Origin of the sequence: Hydrogenophaga sp. RWCD_12 (assembly GCF_046604225.1) — a bacterium.
In the GTDB taxonomy this organism is placed as follows: Bacteria; Pseudomonadota; Gammaproteobacteria; order Burkholderiales; family Burkholderiaceae_C; genus Hydrogenophaga.
The window spans coordinates 404791-419077 of the sequence record NZ_JBKIXC010000005.1; the positions used below are offsets into that span (position 1 = coordinate 404791).

Consider the following 14287-nt stretch of genomic DNA (forward strand, 5'->3'; position numbering starts at 1 on the left):
CCCCGCGGATCAAAGGGCGATGGCCTTTTCGATCACGACGTCCTGCTTGGGCACGTCGTCGTGGAAACCTTTGCGGCCGGTCGGCACGGCTTCGATCTTCTTGACCACGTCGGAGCCCGAGACCACCTTGCCGAACACGGCGTAGCCCCAGCCTTGGGCGCTGGGCGCCGTGTGGTTGAGGAAGCTGTTGTTGGCGACGTTGATGAAGAACTGCGCGCTGGCCGAGTGAGGATCGTTGGTGCGCGCCATGGCGACCGTGTAGACCTCGTTGCGCAGGCCGTTGTTGGCCTCGTTCTGGATCGGCGCGTCGGTGGGCTTCTGGGTCATGCCCGGCTCGAAGCCGCCGCCCTGGACCATGAAGCCGGGGATCACGCGGTGAAAGATCGTGTTGTTGTAGTGACCCTTGTTCACATACGACAGGAAGTTCGCGGTCGTCAGCGGCGCTTTGTCGGCGTCGAGTTCCAGGGTGACGACGCCGTGACCGGCAATGTGCAGTTCGACCTGTGGGTTGGCCATGTTCATTTCTCCAGAGTGGCTTTGAGGATGGTGACGGGCGCCTTGGGGACGTCCGTGGGGAAGGGGCCACCGGCGCCGGTGGGCACGGCCTTGATCTTGTTGACGACGTCCATGCCGGCAATCACCTTGCCGAACACCGTGTAGCCGTAGAGCTGCCCGGCCGCCAGAAGCTTCGCACGGGCAATGTTCTCGTAGACTCGGCCCTGGTACTCGAAGCGTGCCACCGGGTCGCCCGGTGGGATCGGCGTGGGGTCGAGGAAGGCGTTGTCCTTGACGTTGATGAAGAACTGTGCCGAAGCCGACTGCGGATCGTTGGTGCGAGCCATCGCAATGGTGCCGATCACGTTCTTCGGACCACCTTTTTGGATCGCGACCTGGCCCTCGTGTACCACCGGCGGACGGGTCGGCTTTTCCTGGTACTTGGCGTCAAAGCCGCCACCTTGCACCATGAAGTTGTCGATCACGCGGTGAAAGATCGTGCCGTCGTAGTGCTTGTCCCGCACGTACTGCAGGAAGTTCTCGACCGTGCGCGGGGCTTTGTCCGGGTAGAGCTCCAGGACGATGTCGCCCATGGACGTTGTGAGGCGCACCTTGGGTGCTGTGGCTGCGGCGGGCGCGGGTGCCTTGGCTGCAGTCTGCGCCATGGCTGTCACCACCACCGACGACAGGGTCGACACCAGCATGGCCTTCAGCAGCGGGCGCCGCAACAGACCAGGAAAACCGTTCACCTCACGCATCATGGCGTTCCTTCGAAAAATATCTTCCACTGGTCGCGGTCGCGTGCCCAGTACTGGCGGCGCGTCACGCCGCGGGCCTGGTTCTGCGCCAGTTCGCCAAAGGTCACCACCATGGTGTCCTGGCTGTCTTTCCAACGCAGCATGGACACGTCCTTGATCGACAGGTCCTTGGGTGTGTGTTGCGATCGCATCTCGGTTTCCACGCGGCTCCAGGCCTGGCCAGCGTCCTTGCCGTTGTCGGATCGGACGGCATAGAAGTCCTTGAGGCGGTCGATCTGTCCGTCGCTCTTGGCCTTGCGCCAGGCCTCCAGCGATGCTTCGAATGAGCGCCTGTCTTCGTCGAGCGCGTCGGGTTGCACCCATTGCAGCTCCGGCGCGATCACGACAGGCGTGGTCCGGATCTGTACCGTGGCCAGCAGCTTTTCAAGATCGGGATTGGACAGCACCACACAACCGTCCGACGCTTGCGGTGCCCGCACGAACTGTTCCTTGGGCGTGCCGTGCAGCCAGATGCCGCCGCCGGTCTTGCCGCGCTGGATGTCCAGAGGGTTCGGATAGCTGATTGGCAAGGCACCGACACCATACAGGTCGGGCAGTGTGGACGGGTTCAGGTTGCTGGTGATGTAGTACACCCCCAGCGGGGTGCGCTTGTCGCCTTCGGCTGCCTTCTCGATGCCCAGCAGACCCACCGAGATGTAGAAGTCGCCCAGAAGCTTGAGCTTCGGTGCTGGCGCGAGTCGGGAGCCGGAAGCCGCAGGCGTCTGGTTCTCGAACAGGTAGAGGCGGGATTTTGAGGCATCGACCGCGATCGCATGCCGGCTCTGCGAAGCCAGCGCGATGAATTGCGAAGGCACTGCCCCTTCGGGCGGCCGCTCGGTCAGCGCCAGCATGCGGCGGCGCGACTCTTCGCGCAGGATCGCCAGTTGCTGGGCGGCGGCTGTGGCCTTGGTGTCGGGCACATCGCCGAGCTGGCGAACCGGGCGGACCTGCAGGCTCAGCAGGTCACCGTGCACCAGATGGGCCAAGTGGAAGTTCGGATAGTCGCGGACCAGCTCATCGGCCTTGCCCAGCGCTTCGCGGTGCTGTCCCTGGCTGATGAGCCGATAGATCGACAGCAGCCTCGCTTCTGCCTGGCCAAGCTTGGGCGTTACCTGGGCAACGGCTTCGTCGGTCAGGGCCTGTGGCTGCAGACCGTTGCTGCGTGGCGAAATCGTCGTCAGCGGGTGGGTGGCGGCCTGTACCGTGGACAGCGCCGAATCGATCAGGGACTGTCCCGCCGAAACGGGAGACGTGGCATTTGGCGGGGCGGCGGGTGCAAGGGGCGCTGATGCCGGTGCCGAGAACGATCCGCTGCTGCGGAAAAACACCGACTTGACGGCGTAGGCAGCACCGGCAGTTGCAGCCAGGGCAATCGCGCTGACCAGCATCCACCGCGGAGCCCCGCTGCTGAAACCCGAATTCAGGGAGGCGGAAGAAACGCTGGCGTGACCCCGTTGGAAATACCGCCGACCCGACATCAGGATCCCGTGGATTCGCGAACGATCAGCCAGCGGTTGCCACTCTTGACCAGATCAAGCGTCTTGCGGCTGCTCACGCTGATGGAGTCGGAAGCATAAGCCTGACGGAAACGCACCGAAGCGCGGTCGCCGTTGAGCGTCACGGCCATGTCGCTGACGCCGACATCAATCTTGTTGCGCGGCACGATGCGGGCCTTGCGGTCGGCTTCCCAGTCTTTGCGCGTCTGGCCACCGGGTGGCGTGAAGTTGGATGCATAGGCACCGAGGTAGCCGGACATGTTCTTCGACGACCAGGCCTTGGCCCAGGCATGTACAGCCGCTTCGACATCGGCCTGGCCGCTGCTGGCCGCAGCGGGTGCCGCCGGCATGGCTGCAGCGGGTGCGGGTGCAGCCGCCGCAGTCGTGGCGGCAGGAGCAGGGGCGGCTACCGGGGGCTTGGTCGCGGCCACGGGGGCTGCGGCAGCAGGTGCCGCAGAGGTTGGCTTCACACCCTTGGCGTCGGCGGCAAACAGGTTGCGGATCAGGCTCAGCTTGGGCGCGACGCCAGCATTGCCGGCATCGAGCTGTAGAGCCTTGCTGTAGGCCTGGCTGGCCAGCTTGGCGTACACGTCGCCCAGGTTCTCATGGGCGGTGGCGTAGCTGGGGTTGGTGCGGATGGCCATTTCGAGCGCCGCGCGGGCCTTGTCGAACTGGCTCTGGCCAGCGTAGAGCACGGCCAGGTTGTTGTAGGGCTCGGGCAGTTCGGGGAAATCTTCGGTCAGCTTGGAGAACGTCGTGATGGCGTCGGTCGGCTTGCCGCTTTCGGTCTGGATGACACCCTTGAGGAAACGCATCTGCGGGTCGCGCGGCTTGCCGGCCAGGTACTGGTCGGCCTTGCCCAGTGCATCAGCCAGTTGACCGGCACGCAGGAGGCGGTTGACCTCGGCGTAGTCATCGCTCTGGGCCCATGCCATGGACACGCCCATCGCGGCGGACACGGCAATCGAGAGCGCCACCATGCGCAGCGGAGCGGCCAGCGAACGGCGGCTCTTGCCGGTAACGGTGATGGACTGGGAAGAAGAGAAAGTCTTGGGGTGGTTCATGGGACCTCAGATGGCGAAAGCGGCAAACCGAAGGCCTAAACGGGCCAACATGTAAGACTATAGCGCTCAGTCGGAACGGCAATCCCGACCGGGCTGGCTATACTGCCGCATTGTATCTGAGGGTATCGCGTCGATGCCTGTGTTCAGGTGCGTCCGAGCAGCCGGATCGGCCCGGTTTCCCCCTCCATGTCCTTGCGAATCTTCAACTCCCTCTCCCGCGGCGTCGAGCCGTTTGCGCCCATCGATCCCGGACACGTGCGCATGTACGTCTGCGGCATGACGGTTTACGACCTCTGCCACCTTGGTCACGCCCGCTCCATGCTGGCTTTCGATGTGGTGCAGCGCTGGCTCAAGGCGAGCGGCTATCGCGTGACGTACGTCCGCAACGTGACGGACATCGAAGACAAAATCATTGCCCGCGCGGTGAAGAACGGCGAGACCATCAAACAGCTGACCGATCGGATGATCGATGCGCTGCATCAGGACGCCGACGCGCTGGGCATCGAGCGTCCGACCCACGAGCCGCGCGCGACCGAGTACGTGCCGCAAATGCTGGACATCGTTCGCCGCCTGGAAGTCAAGGGTCTGGCTTACCGCAGCTCCAATGGGGATGTGAACTATGCGGTGCGCAGATTTCCCGGCTACGGCAAGCTCTCGGGCAAGTCGCTGGATGACCTGCGCGCGGGGGAGCGCGTGGCGGTGGACGACGGCAAGCTGGATCCCCTGGACTTTGTGCTGTGGAAGTCGGCGAAGGCCGACGAGCCCGCCGAAGCCCAGTGGGACAGCGACTATGGCAGTGGCCGCCCGGGCTGGCACATCGAGTGCTCGGCCATGAGTTGCGAAATGCTGGGCGAGAGCTTCGACATCCATGGCGGCGGGGCCGACCTGCAGTTCCCCCATCACGAGAATGAGATTGCGCAGAGCGAAGGTGCTACCGGCCAACCGCTGGCGCGTTTCTGGATGCACAACGGTTTTGTGCGCGTGGACAACGAAAAGATGTCCAAGAGCCTGGGCAACTTCTTCACCATTCGCGAAGTGCTGGAGAAATATGACGCCGAAACGGTTCGTTTCTTCGTGCTGCGCGCCCACTACCGCAGCGCGCTCAACTACAGCGATGCGCACCTGGACGACGCGCGTGCAGCACTCAAACGCCTGTATACCGCGCTGGCGACCGTGAAGGCGGAAGTGCCCGTGGCCATCGACTGGTCTTCGCCGTTTGCGGCGCGCTTCAAGGCTGCCATGGACGAGGACTTTGGCACGCCCGAGGCGGTGGCGGTGCTGTTCGACCTGGCTGGTGAAGTCAATCGCACGCGAGACGCCGCCGCGGCGGGTCTGCTCACCGCTCTCGGCGATGTGCTGGGTCTGTTGCAGCAGGATCCCCAGGCTTATCTGCAGGCTGGCGGTGCTGGCGAAGGGCTTGACGAAGCGGCCATCGCACAGCAGATCGCCGACCGCGCGGCCGCCAAGGCGGCCAAGAACTTTGCCGAAGCGGATCGCATCCGTCAGGCTCTGCTGGCCCTGGGCATCGTGCTCAAGGACAGCCCTGCGGGTACGACCTGGGAGCGCAGCTGATGGTTACTTCCATGTTGCCCGAGCCTGGGCCGGAAGCGCCGCTGTATTGGCAGGAAGCCTGCCGCCACCTGATGAAGCGCGACCGCGTGATGAAAAAACTCATCCCGCAACACCCGGGTGTGAGCCTGCAGTCGCGCGGGGATGCATTCGTGACGCTGGCGCGCAGCATCGTGGGCCAGCAGATTTCGGTCAAGGCTGCGCAGTCGGTCTGGGAGAAGTTTGAAAAGCTGCCGCGCAAGATGACGCCGGCCTATGTGCTCAAGCTCAAGGTCGACGACATGCGCGGGGCAGGGCTGTCTGCCCGCAAGGTCGAGTACCTGGTGGATCTGGCGCTGCACTTCGCCAACAACCAGGTGCACACCGACCAGTGGGCAGAGATGGACGATGAGGCCATCATTGCCGAGCTGGTGGCGATCCGCGGCATCGGTCGCTGGACCGCAGAGATGTTCCTGATCTTCCATCTGATGCGCCCGAACGTGCTTCCCCTGGACGATATCGGCCTGCAGAACGGCATCAGCCGGGCCTATTTTTCCGGCGAACCCGTCAGCCGCAGCGAGATCCGTGAGGTGGCCGCTTCGTGGGCACCGTATTGCAGCGTCGCCACTTGGTATATTTGGCGCTCGCTGGACCCGCTGCCGGTCAGTTACTGAGCCCCCGGGGCTTCTCCGTTTCCGGACGTCGTTCACACAAAGACCAAAGGAGTCACACCTTGGCCAAAAGAAACTTCCTCGACTTCGAGCAACCGATTGCCGAGCTCGAAAGCAAGATCGAAGAACTCCGCTATGTGCAGACCGAATCCGCGGTCGACATTTCCGCCGAGATCGAGCAGTTGTCGGGCAAGAGCCTGCAGCTGACCAAAGACATCTACAGCAACCTGACGCCCTGGCAGATCACCAAGATCGCCCGGCACCAGGACCGGCCCTACACGCTGGACTACGTGAACGAAATCTTCACGCACTTCCAGGAACTGCATGGCGACCGCCACTTCTCGGACGACCTGTCCATCGTGGGTGGTCTTGCGCGCTTCAACGGCCAGCCCTGCATGGTGCTCGGTCACCAGAAGGGACGCGACACCAAGGAGCGTGGCCTGCGCAACTTCGGCATGACCAAGCCCGAGGGCTACCGCAAGGCGCTGCGCCTGATGAAGCTGGCCGAGAAATTCAAGTTGCCGGTGTTCACCTTTGTGGATACGCCCGGCGCCTATCCTGGCATCGACGCTGAAGAGCGCGGCCAGTCCGAGGCCATTGGCCGCAACATCTTCGAGATGGCGCAGCTGGAAGTGCCGATCATTTCCACCATCATTGGTGAAGGTGGTTCGGGCGGTGCTCTGGCCATCTCGGTGGCCGACCAGGTGCTGATGCTGCAGTACTCGGTGTACTCGGTGATCAGTCCTGAAGGTTGTGCTTCGATCCTGTGGAAGACCAGCGACCGCGCCAGCGATGCCGCGGAAGCCCTGGGCATCACGGCCCACCGCCTCAAGGCTCTGGGGCTGGTCGACAAGATCGTCAACGAGCCGGTCGGCGGCGCGCACCGCGACCACGGGCAGATGGCGGCATTCCTCAAGCGCGCGCTCAACGACGCGTGGCGCCAGGTCGCCGATCTCAAGGTCAAGGAGTTGCTGGAGCGCCGCCACGCGCGTCTGGACAGCTACGGCCGCTTCACCGACACCAAGGCCGACAGCGCCAAGCGCTGATCCGCGCTGTGGCCGCGTCGCCCAATCCGTGCGGGCCGGCGCTGGCCGGGTGGTGCGGGCGGCACCTTCAGAATCCTCAGCAGGTCGCCGTTGCCTATAGCGCGGGGGCTGATTCCACCGCTCTTTTGCTCGCCGCGCATGAGCGCTGGCCGGGCAGGGTGATGGCGATCCACATCCATCACGGTCTGCACGCTGCGGCCGACGCATTCGAGAACCTTGCACTCGACCTGTGTGCTCGTCTGGGTGTGCCGATCAGGGTATGCCGGGTGGATGCCCGCCATGCGCCGGGCCAGAGTCCGGAAGACGCGGCGCGGCGCGCCCGCTACCATGCCCTTGCGGCGACGGCCAGAGAGCAGGGCGCCGATGCCGTGCTGTTGGGGCAGCATGCCGATGACCAGGCGGAAACTGTGCTGCTGGCACTCAGCCGGGGCGCTGGTCTGCCTGGCCTGGCTGGCATGGCCGAACGGTTCGAGCGCGACGGTGTGCTGTTCGGTCGCCCGTTGCGGGAGATGGCTTCGCAGACCTTGCGCGACTGGCTGCTCCACGACGGACATCCGTTCGTCGACGATCCCACGAACGCAGACGCTCGCTACACCCGCAACCGCATCCGCGCGGTGCTGACACCCGCCTGGCAGGCCTGCTTTCCCGGCTACCGCGAAGCGCTGGCCCGCAGTGCGCGCCATGCCGCACAGGCCCAGTCCTTGCTCGACGAACTGGCCGAATCGGATCTGGCGTTGACAGGCAACCCGCCGGTGATTGCGGCGGTGCAGGCGCTCAGCCGGGCGCGACAGGCGAACGTACTGCGCTTGTGGCTCAGGCGCTGCGCCGGCACTGCTCCGAGCGAAGTCCAACTGGATGAGTTGCTCGATCAGATCGATGCTTGTCGCACCCGTGGGCATGGGCTGAGGATCCGGGTGGCGGCGGGCTTGGTCGTGAGGGATGCTGACCGGCTGCGCTACGACCGGCCGATATAATCAGTAGGTTTTGCCCGGCCCGGTGGTCGCGGCATGTGGCAAGGGTCCAGCGGACGCCTGCCTTCTTTTCGACCCCAACCATTCTTCTGCGATGGCATTGATTGTTCACAAGTACGGCGGCACCTCCATGGGGTCGACCGAGCGCATCCGCAATGTGGCCCGGCGCGTGGCCAAGTGGCACAAGGCCGGCCACCAGATGGTGGTGGTGCCCAGCGCCATGAGCGGCGAAACCAACCGCCTGCTGGCCTTGGCCAAGGAGCTGCAGCCGGCGACACAGGGCCAGGCCTACGGCCGCGAGCTGGACATGCTGGCCTCCACCGGCGAGCAGGCTTCGTCGGCGCTGCTGGCGATTGCGTTGCAGGCCGAAGGCATCGACGCCGTCAGCTACGCTGGCTGGCAGGTGCCCATCAAGACCAACGACGCCTACACCAAGGCCCGCATCGAGTCGATCGATGATGCCCGCGTGCGCGCTGATCTGTCCGCCGGCAAGGTCGTGATCGTCACGGGCTTCCAGGGCGTGGACCCCGACGGCAACATCACCACGCTGGGCCGTGGTGGCAGCGACACCTCGGCCGTGGCTGTGGCCGCCGCGATGAAGGCCGCCGAGTGCCTGATCTACACCGACGTGGACGGCGTGTACACGACCGACCCGCGTGTGGTGCCCGAAGCCCGCCGCCTGGAGCGCGTCAGCTTTGAAGAGATGCTGGAAATGGCCAGCATGGGCTCCAAGGTGCTGCAGATCCGCTCGGTGGAGTTTGCCGGCAAGTACAAGGTGCCGCTGCGCGTGCTCTCCAGCTTCACGCCCTGGGACATCGACCTGAATGAAGAAGCCAGCTCTGGCACCCTGATCACTTTTGAGGAAGACGAAGATATGGAACGAGCCGTTGTTTCCGGCATTGCCTTCAACCGCGACGAAGCCAAGGTGTCCGTGCTGGGCGTGCCCGACAAGCCGGGCATTGCGTACCAGATCCTGGGCGCGGTGGCCGAGGCCAACGTGGAAGTGGATGTGATCATCCAGAACCTGTCCAAGGATGGCAAGACCGACTTTTCGTTCACGGTGCACCGCAACGACTTCCAGAAGACGCTGGACCTGCTCAAGGGCAAGGTCGTGCCGGCGCTGGGCGCGGCCGACGTGGTGGGCGACAACCGCATCTGCAAGGTGTCGATCGTCGGCATCGGCATGCGCAGCCACGTTGGTGTGGCCAGCCGCATGTTCAAGTGCCTGAGCGATGAAGGCATCAACATCCAGATGATCTCCACCTCCGAAATCAAGACCTCGGTCGTGATCGACGAGAAGTACATGGAACTGGCCGTGCGCGCACTGCACCGCGAGTTCGATCTGGACCAGACCGCCGACACCATCACCAAGTGATGCGGCGGGTGCCCGTCGGCCCGGAATCCCGGGCGACTTGAGGCATAATAGATGGCTCTGGAGTGATGACCGAGTGGCCGAAGGTGCTCCCCTGCTAAGGGAGTATGGGGTGTAGAGCCTCATCGAGGGTTCGAATCCCTCTCACTCCGCCAGTAAGACAAGGCTCCCACGCAAGTGGGGGCCTTTTGTCTTTCTGGGTCCAGTGTTTTCGCGGGTTTGCGGGCGGTGACCGTTTCTCTGTGGCTTCTCTCCCAGAGACATAGCCGGCAACTGTCGCAAGGCATTCTCAAACGGCGGTTTTTGGCAGTGAGGGTTTTGTCAAAGCAACTGGCCAATTCAATCTGTGCGTGCTGGCGATCAGCGTGCTGCCCAGTGATCTCCACAGACCATCTCAGGTAAGGGAGGCCAGAAGTTGTCGAGGTAGGGTAGGGTGGTCCGGCCCGCAGCGGGAGCGTGATTCCGGCAAGCTCCGAAGCGACCTGTCAGCGCGGCTTTGTGGCCCCCCTCCTACGTGACGGGGAGACAGCGATCTCGCGGTTCCAGAGCGAATCCTGTGAGACTCCGAAATGGATGGGAGACCATCTTGAGTGCCACGTGTCAGGACGCAGCACGTCGATGCGACAACCTGCAAAAGACCGCCGCGCCCGGTCTTCTGGATCGAAAGAGTGCGGTATGAAATGATGCGGAATGCCATTGAGTTCCGAAGACCTCCAACAAATCGTCGCGCGCACCCTGGCGCACTACGAACAGCACGCCCAGAGCTACTGGGAGGGCACACGCGATCACGATGTCAGCCAGAACATTGCGGCCCTGCTGAAACACATACCCGGACCACCGCCTTTTGATCTGCTGGATTTCGGCTGTGGTCCAGGGCGCGACCTGTACACATTCAAAACGCTGGGACACCGTGCCGTGGGCTTGGAAGGGGCACCCAGCGCGGCGGCGCTCGCGCGCGTCCACAGCGGCTGCGAGGTGCTGGAGCAGAGTTTCCTGCAGCTCGATCTGCCCGAGCAGCGCTACGACGGCATTTTTGCAAATGCCGTGCTGTTCCATGTACCCTCTCAGGTGCTTCCGCAGGTGCTTAAACAATTGCGCGCATGTCTTCGGCCGGGCGGCGTGCTGTTCAGCTCCAACCCGCGCGGCGATGGCCAGGAAGGCTGGAACGGAGAGCGCTACGGCGCATTTCACGACTGGCCAAACTGGCTCGCTTTGATGATCGCCGCCGGCTTCGACGAACTGGAGCACTTCTACCGTCCGCCAGGCCTACCGATCGAGCAACAACCGTGGCTGGCGAGCGTGTGGCGCAAGCGCTGAGCCTTGGCTCCAAGTTACATTGCATGCGCTGGTCTCGCCGCTGTTGCAAATGCAGTCTATGACTGCACTGCGCATGATTGCCTCTTCGGTCAGATACTCGGATTGGATCAACACTCGATAGTTGCTGTCCATGAAGCAGGGTCCTTCAATCCGATGATCTACTATAGACCGCTATTGAGCTTGACAGAGAGCTAGCAGACTCAGCAAGAAGCTGACTGGCCACAGTCTAGGTCAGCTTGGCAGCGATCGCTGCCCGCCATGTTCAGCTGCGATATTCACGGTGACCGGCATCAAGCAGTCGTTGGCCGAAGCGAAGATGCGCTGGGTGAACGTCGGCTGTCTGGCGAACAGCGGCTGAAGGTTTGACGCCTGCCGCATCATCACTATCTATGAAAGCTAATCCTGAGCCCGTAGGTGAGGCGACGTCACCCAGCCCCCGCGCGCGAAAGAACCCGCTGAGCCCGAAGAAGCTTTTGCTGACTAAGTGGACGGCGGTGAAGCCGCGCAATCGCGAGAAACACTTCGTTGTCACGAGGGTCATCGAGCCCGAGCCACCTTCGATGCGTGTCGAGCAGATCGAACTGGAGGCCGTGCATTCCAAGCAGGTGTATCTGCTGCACTGGCGCGAGCTGACCGACGCGAGCTTATGGCGCCAAGGCTGGGTATGACTCGATGCCTTCCTGGACGTCTGCAATCTGGTTACTTAGACTGGCGATCACGGCCATCACCTGACAGTCACGAGCGACCGGTATCGAGCGATCTATCAAGCCGATCGATCATTGCGCATGTCGCCGAGGCGTCGGTGCAAGTTGGCAGTCACCTGGGGTCGTCGGGGCGCCGTCAGTTGCCCTTGTGGCCCTTTTCGCTGCGCTCTGCCGGCCGTTTGGACTCGCGAGGAGCAGGCACCCGCGCAATCGATTCACGCACCTGTTCTCGACTGGCAGTGGCATCTGTCTGCCCATGCGTCGGGCCTTGTGGCGGGCCCTGGGGAGCGGGCGGCGTCTGCGGCCCGGTGGTAGTGTGGACTTCTTGCTTCATCACGGACTTTCGGTCTCGAATGGGCGGGCCGGTACGTACCGGGTGCGGCAGTGCCTCAGGCGTCGCGGGGTGCCAGACTGAGCCACTGGTGGACTGTCGTCCACGCAGCGCCGAAAGTCTGTGCGGTAACCTACCTGCGCGGCCAAGCGCGCGCCGACCACGCGGCACGCGCCTGAACCTGCAAGCATTGATCTCTTTACGTGTGCCGCAGGAGTTCGCTTGGCGTGGATTTCTTGGCTTGAGCGGATTGAGGATCAGTGCCCCAGGTTGGGGGCGTCGGGCCAGACTGCACCACTTACAGGCGATCGAACTTGCTCCGCCCAGCCCTACCCAAGCAGTTCGACGGCGGAATCCGGCAACGGCACATAGTCGAGGTTGACGGCAGCTTGTTGGCCGCCGCTTCAGGGCCCAGTCGAAGAACTGCAGTCTGTCGCATGTCGAGTGAGGTTTCGATCGATCCGACAAGACAACGTAGTCATCGCTTCAGAAACGGCGCAATCCAGAGCGGATCGATAATCGAACGCCCAAAGTCGCAAATGGAACCGGTGTGGTCAACGCTCGAATCCTTCGCACGCTCGACGTGTCGGCACCGCCCGGTGAGGACGCGATTGAGTACCTGAGCGCGGCCAGCGGCCTGGCGCTGATCGGACGGCGTCTCTATGTCATTGCCGATGACGAACACAGCCTTGGCGTCTTCGACCTCGGCGACAGCGGTCCAGGCCGCTTGTTCCGGCTCTTCGCAGGCCAACTGCCCCAGCGTCACAAGGATCGCAAAGCCGGGAAGCCCGATCTGGAGGCGATGGCGGTGCTGCCCGCGTTTGAGAGCCATCCCTTCGGTGCCTTGCTTGCCGTTGGGTCGGGTTCGAAGCCGAACCGGCAGCGCGCCGCGTTGTTGCGGCTGGATGGAAACGGTGCCATCGACGGTTCCGCCAGGCACGTCGACCTTGGCCCCCTCTACGATCCGCTCCGGAATCGGTTCCCTGACCTCAACATCGAAGGACTGTTCGTCGCCGGCGGCGAACTGTGCCTGCTGCAACGCGGCAACCGAGCGTCAAGAGTCAATGCCTGCGTCCGGTTCGCCTGGCCCGATATCGAGCAATGGATTCGAGGCATCGGCCCAACGCCGTCATGTCGGTCCGTCAGCGTTTTCGAGCTGGGCGAAGTTGAGGGGGTCCCGTTGAGCTTCACCGACGCTGCCGGCCTGACGACCGGCGGATGGGTGTTCTGCGCTGCCGCCGAAGACACCTCCGACAGCTACGCCGACGGACACTGTGCGGGCTCGGCCGTCGGCATCGTCAGCGCCGAGGGCAGACTGGTCCTGCTGGAGCCGATCGATCTGGCCTGCAAGGCCGAAGGGATTGCCGTAGCGGATGATGGCAAAGGCTTCGAATTGCTGCTGGTGACCGACGGCGATGACCGAGGGGTGCCGGCGCAGCTGCTGTCCGTGACGCTGCCGCGGGCATAGTTGCAGGGGTCGTCGCGCCGGACAACGGATGCCGAGAATCGAGCTGAGAACGTAGCCCGAAGGTCGGCCGGGAGAGCTTCGGCCGAGCCGGTCTTCACCCAGAACCCGGCGCCGGGTGCGTTCAGGGGCCGTTGAATCGAATGACGGGGTGTCGCTGTGACCTTTCTGTGGCCGGCAGGGCTGTTGCCCCCCTGCTGGTCAGCCTGTACGCCTGGCTGCTGCAGCGGCGCAAGGAGGTCACTTTGCGCTTCGCGAGCCTGGCCCTCGTCAATCAGGCGGTCGGAAAGTCCATCGGCTGGCGAAGGCATGTGCCGCCCCTCTTGCTGCTCGCCGGCTTCGAGGCGCTGGTGGTGTCGGCCGCGCGGCCAATGGCGGTGATCGAGTCGCCGAACCAGCAGCAGACCCTCATCCTGGCCATGGACGTCTCGGGCAGCATGCGAGCCACCAATGTGGTGCCGGACCGCGCCTCGCGTGACCCAGAGCCTGCGAACCCGATCTCTGCTGGGTTCGGCCGTTCATATCTTAGCGAGGAAGGCCGCTGCATCACCCGCTTCACACTTCCAGTCTGCGAAGACCCCGACCAGATTGCATTCCACGCAGCGGCAAGCGATGTAATACCAACGCACGTCGTGTGTGCCCTCGTACACGGAGACGCCGGACATCAGCTCAAACACCTCGTTTTCACACACGCACTCGTGCGCCTCGGGCACGGCTTCTTCAATGTATTCCGCACTGTCGCCCATCAGGTGTTCCTGCCCGCAGTCGGAGCAGGTGCGGATTGCCACGCCGGCTTCTTCATCGGTCTGCAGCGCGAAGCTCCGGCACCCGCAGTCGCATTTGGACGCGGCAAACCGGACGGCCTCATGGCGATTCGCAACGCTGTAGCTGCGCAGCTCGGCTTGGGTGTCGCCCGACGTCGTCCCGTACCAGAACTCGCCCTTCTTCGTCAGTGCCATCGATGTTGCTCCGTTCTTCAAGGTGGGATTCCCGGCAGGCCCGACGCCAAG

14 protein-coding genes and 1 tRNA gene are annotated in these 14287 nt (G+C 63.7%); 9 read left to right on the forward strand and 6 right to left on the reverse strand.

Annotated features, from left to right (window positions below):
• Positions 1 to 9: 9 nt before the first annotated feature.
• The 4 genes from ACLIJ1_RS20500 to ACLIJ1_RS20515 all read right to left on the reverse strand — a co-directional run bounded on the left by ACLIJ1_RS20500 (position 10) and on the right by ACLIJ1_RS20515 (position 3852).
• Positions 10 to 516, reverse strand: a complete 507-nt coding sequence (locus tag ACLIJ1_RS20500) for a peptidylprolyl isomerase (RefSeq protein WP_411367411.1) — start codon at positions 514 to 516, stop codon at positions 10 to 12.
• A 2-nt stretch (positions 517 to 518) separates the two neighbouring features.
• Entirely contained in the window at positions 519 to 1160 is a 642-nt protein-coding gene (locus ACLIJ1_RS20505; protein ID WP_411367551.1) for a peptidylprolyl isomerase, read from the reverse strand.
• Between the two features lie 92 nt (positions 1161 to 1252).
• Complete coding sequence (locus ACLIJ1_RS20510; RefSeq protein ID WP_411367412.1) at positions 1253 to 2680, reverse strand: L,D-transpeptidase family protein; 1428 nt, start codon at positions 2678 to 2680, stop codon at positions 1253 to 1255.
• 89 nt (positions 2681 to 2769) lie between these two features.
• Positions 2770 to 3852, reverse strand: a complete 1083-nt coding sequence (locus ACLIJ1_RS20515) for a tetratricopeptide repeat protein (RefSeq protein ID WP_411367413.1) — start codon at positions 3850 to 3852, stop codon at positions 2770 to 2772.
• 186 nt (positions 3853 to 4038) lie between these two features.
• Here ACLIJ1_RS20515 and cysS point away from each other — a divergent pair, with 186 nt between their 5' ends.
• From cysS to ACLIJ1_RS20560, 9 genes are all read left to right on the forward strand, one after another.
• Positions 4039 to 5424, forward strand: coding sequence for a cysteine--tRNA ligase (cysS, locus tag ACLIJ1_RS20520; RefSeq protein ID WP_411367414.1), 1386 nt, complete (start codon positions 4039 to 4041; stop codon positions 5422 to 5424).
• Positions 5424 to 6074: a DNA-3-methyladenine glycosylase family protein gene (locus tag ACLIJ1_RS20525; RefSeq protein WP_411367415.1), complete on the forward strand. Its 651-nt coding sequence runs from the start codon at positions 5424 to 5426 to the stop codon at positions 6072 to 6074. The genes cysS and ACLIJ1_RS20525 overlap by 1 nt, the downstream gene beginning before the upstream one ends.
• Positions 6075 to 6133: 59 nt before the next feature.
• Positions 6134 to 7117 carry an acetyl-CoA carboxylase carboxyltransferase subunit alpha gene (locus ACLIJ1_RS20530; protein WP_411367416.1) on the forward strand — a complete coding sequence of 328 codons (984 nt, stop codon included), beginning with the start codon at positions 6134 to 6136 and terminating at the stop codon, positions 7115 to 7117.
• Positions 7118 to 7125: 8 nt separating this feature from the next.
• On the forward strand, positions 7126 to 8091 hold the full coding sequence (gene tilS, locus ACLIJ1_RS20535; RefSeq protein ID WP_411367417.1) for a tRNA lysidine(34) synthetase TilS: 966 nt from the start codon (positions 7126 to 7128) through the stop codon (positions 8089 to 8091).
• Between the two features lie 91 nt (positions 8092 to 8182).
• Positions 8183 to 9463, forward strand: coding sequence for an aspartate kinase (locus tag ACLIJ1_RS20540; RefSeq protein ID WP_411367418.1), 1281 nt, complete (start codon positions 8183 to 8185; stop codon positions 9461 to 9463).
• Positions 9464 to 9522: 59 nt separating this feature from the next.
• Positions 9523 to 9615: transfer RNA gene (locus ACLIJ1_RS20545), tRNA-Ser, on the forward strand.
• Positions 9616 to 10150: 535 nt separating this feature from the next.
• Complete coding sequence (locus ACLIJ1_RS20550; RefSeq protein WP_411367419.1) at positions 10151 to 10777, forward strand: class I SAM-dependent methyltransferase; 627 nt, start codon at positions 10151 to 10153, stop codon at positions 10775 to 10777.
• A 389-nt stretch (positions 10778 to 11166) separates the two neighbouring features.
• A complete protein-coding gene (locus ACLIJ1_RS20555; RefSeq protein ID WP_411367420.1) occupies positions 11167 to 11445 on the forward strand; it encodes a TIGR02450 family Trp-rich protein in 279 nt (92 codons plus the stop codon).
• 917 nt (positions 11446 to 12362) lie between these two features.
• A complete protein-coding gene (locus tag ACLIJ1_RS20560; RefSeq protein WP_411367421.1) occupies positions 12363 to 13280 on the forward strand; it encodes a DUF6929 family protein in 918 nt (305 codons plus the stop codon).
• A gap of 271 nt (positions 13281 to 13551) precedes the next feature.
• Here ACLIJ1_RS20560 and ACLIJ1_RS20565 read toward each other — a convergent pair whose 3' ends face one another.
• A complete protein-coding gene (locus ACLIJ1_RS20565; protein WP_411367422.1) occupies positions 13552 to 13698 on the reverse strand; it encodes a hypothetical protein in 147 nt (48 codons plus the stop codon).
• A gap of 97 nt (positions 13699 to 13795) precedes the next feature.
• On the reverse strand, positions 13796 to 14236 hold the full coding sequence (locus tag ACLIJ1_RS20570; protein WP_411367423.1) for a hypothetical protein: 441 nt from the start codon (positions 14234 to 14236) through the stop codon (positions 13796 to 13798).
• Between the last annotated feature and the right edge of the window lie 51 nt (positions 14237 to 14287).

Excerpts from the sequence above, each read along its gene's own strand:
- ACLIJ1_RS20500 (WP_411367411.1), bottom strand. The coding sequence starts at position 516 with ATGGCCAACCCACAGGTCGAACTGCACATTGCCGGTCACGGCGTCGTC.
- ACLIJ1_RS20505 (WP_411367551.1), bottom strand. The coding sequence starts at position 1,160 with ATGGCGCAGACTGCAGCCAAGGCACCCGCGCCCGCCGCAGCCACAGCA.
- ACLIJ1_RS20510 (WP_411367412.1), bottom strand. The coding sequence starts at position 2,680 with ATGCTGGTCAGCGCGATTGCCCTGGCTGCAACTGCCGGTGCTGCCTAC.
- ACLIJ1_RS20515 (WP_411367413.1), bottom strand. The coding sequence starts at position 3,852 with ATGAACCACCCCAAGACTTTCTCTTCTTCCCAGTCCATCACCGTTACC.
- cysS (WP_411367414.1), top strand. The coding sequence starts at position 4,039 with ATGTCCTTGCGAATCTTCAACTCCCTCTCCCGCGGCGTCGAGCCGTTT.
- ACLIJ1_RS20525 (WP_411367415.1), top strand. The coding sequence starts at position 5,424 with ATGGTTACTTCCATGTTGCCCGAGCCTGGGCCGGAAGCGCCGCTGTAT.
- ACLIJ1_RS20540 (WP_411367418.1), top strand. The coding sequence starts at position 8,183 with ATGGCATTGATTGTTCACAAGTACGGCGGCACCTCCATGGGGTCGACC.
- ACLIJ1_RS20550 (WP_411367419.1), top strand. The coding sequence starts at position 10,151 with ATGCCATTGAGTTCCGAAGACCTCCAACAAATCGTCGCGCGCACCCTG.
- ACLIJ1_RS20555 (WP_411367420.1), top strand. The coding sequence starts at position 11,167 with ATGAAAGCTAATCCTGAGCCCGTAGGTGAGGCGACGTCACCCAGCCCC.
- ACLIJ1_RS20565 (WP_411367422.1), bottom strand. The coding sequence starts at position 13,698 with ATGGCCAGGATGAGGGTCTGCTGCTGGTTCGGCGACTCGATCACCGCC.
- ACLIJ1_RS20570 (WP_411367423.1), bottom strand. The coding sequence starts at position 14,236 with ATGGCACTGACGAAGAAGGGCGAGTTCTGGTACGGGACGACGTCGGGC.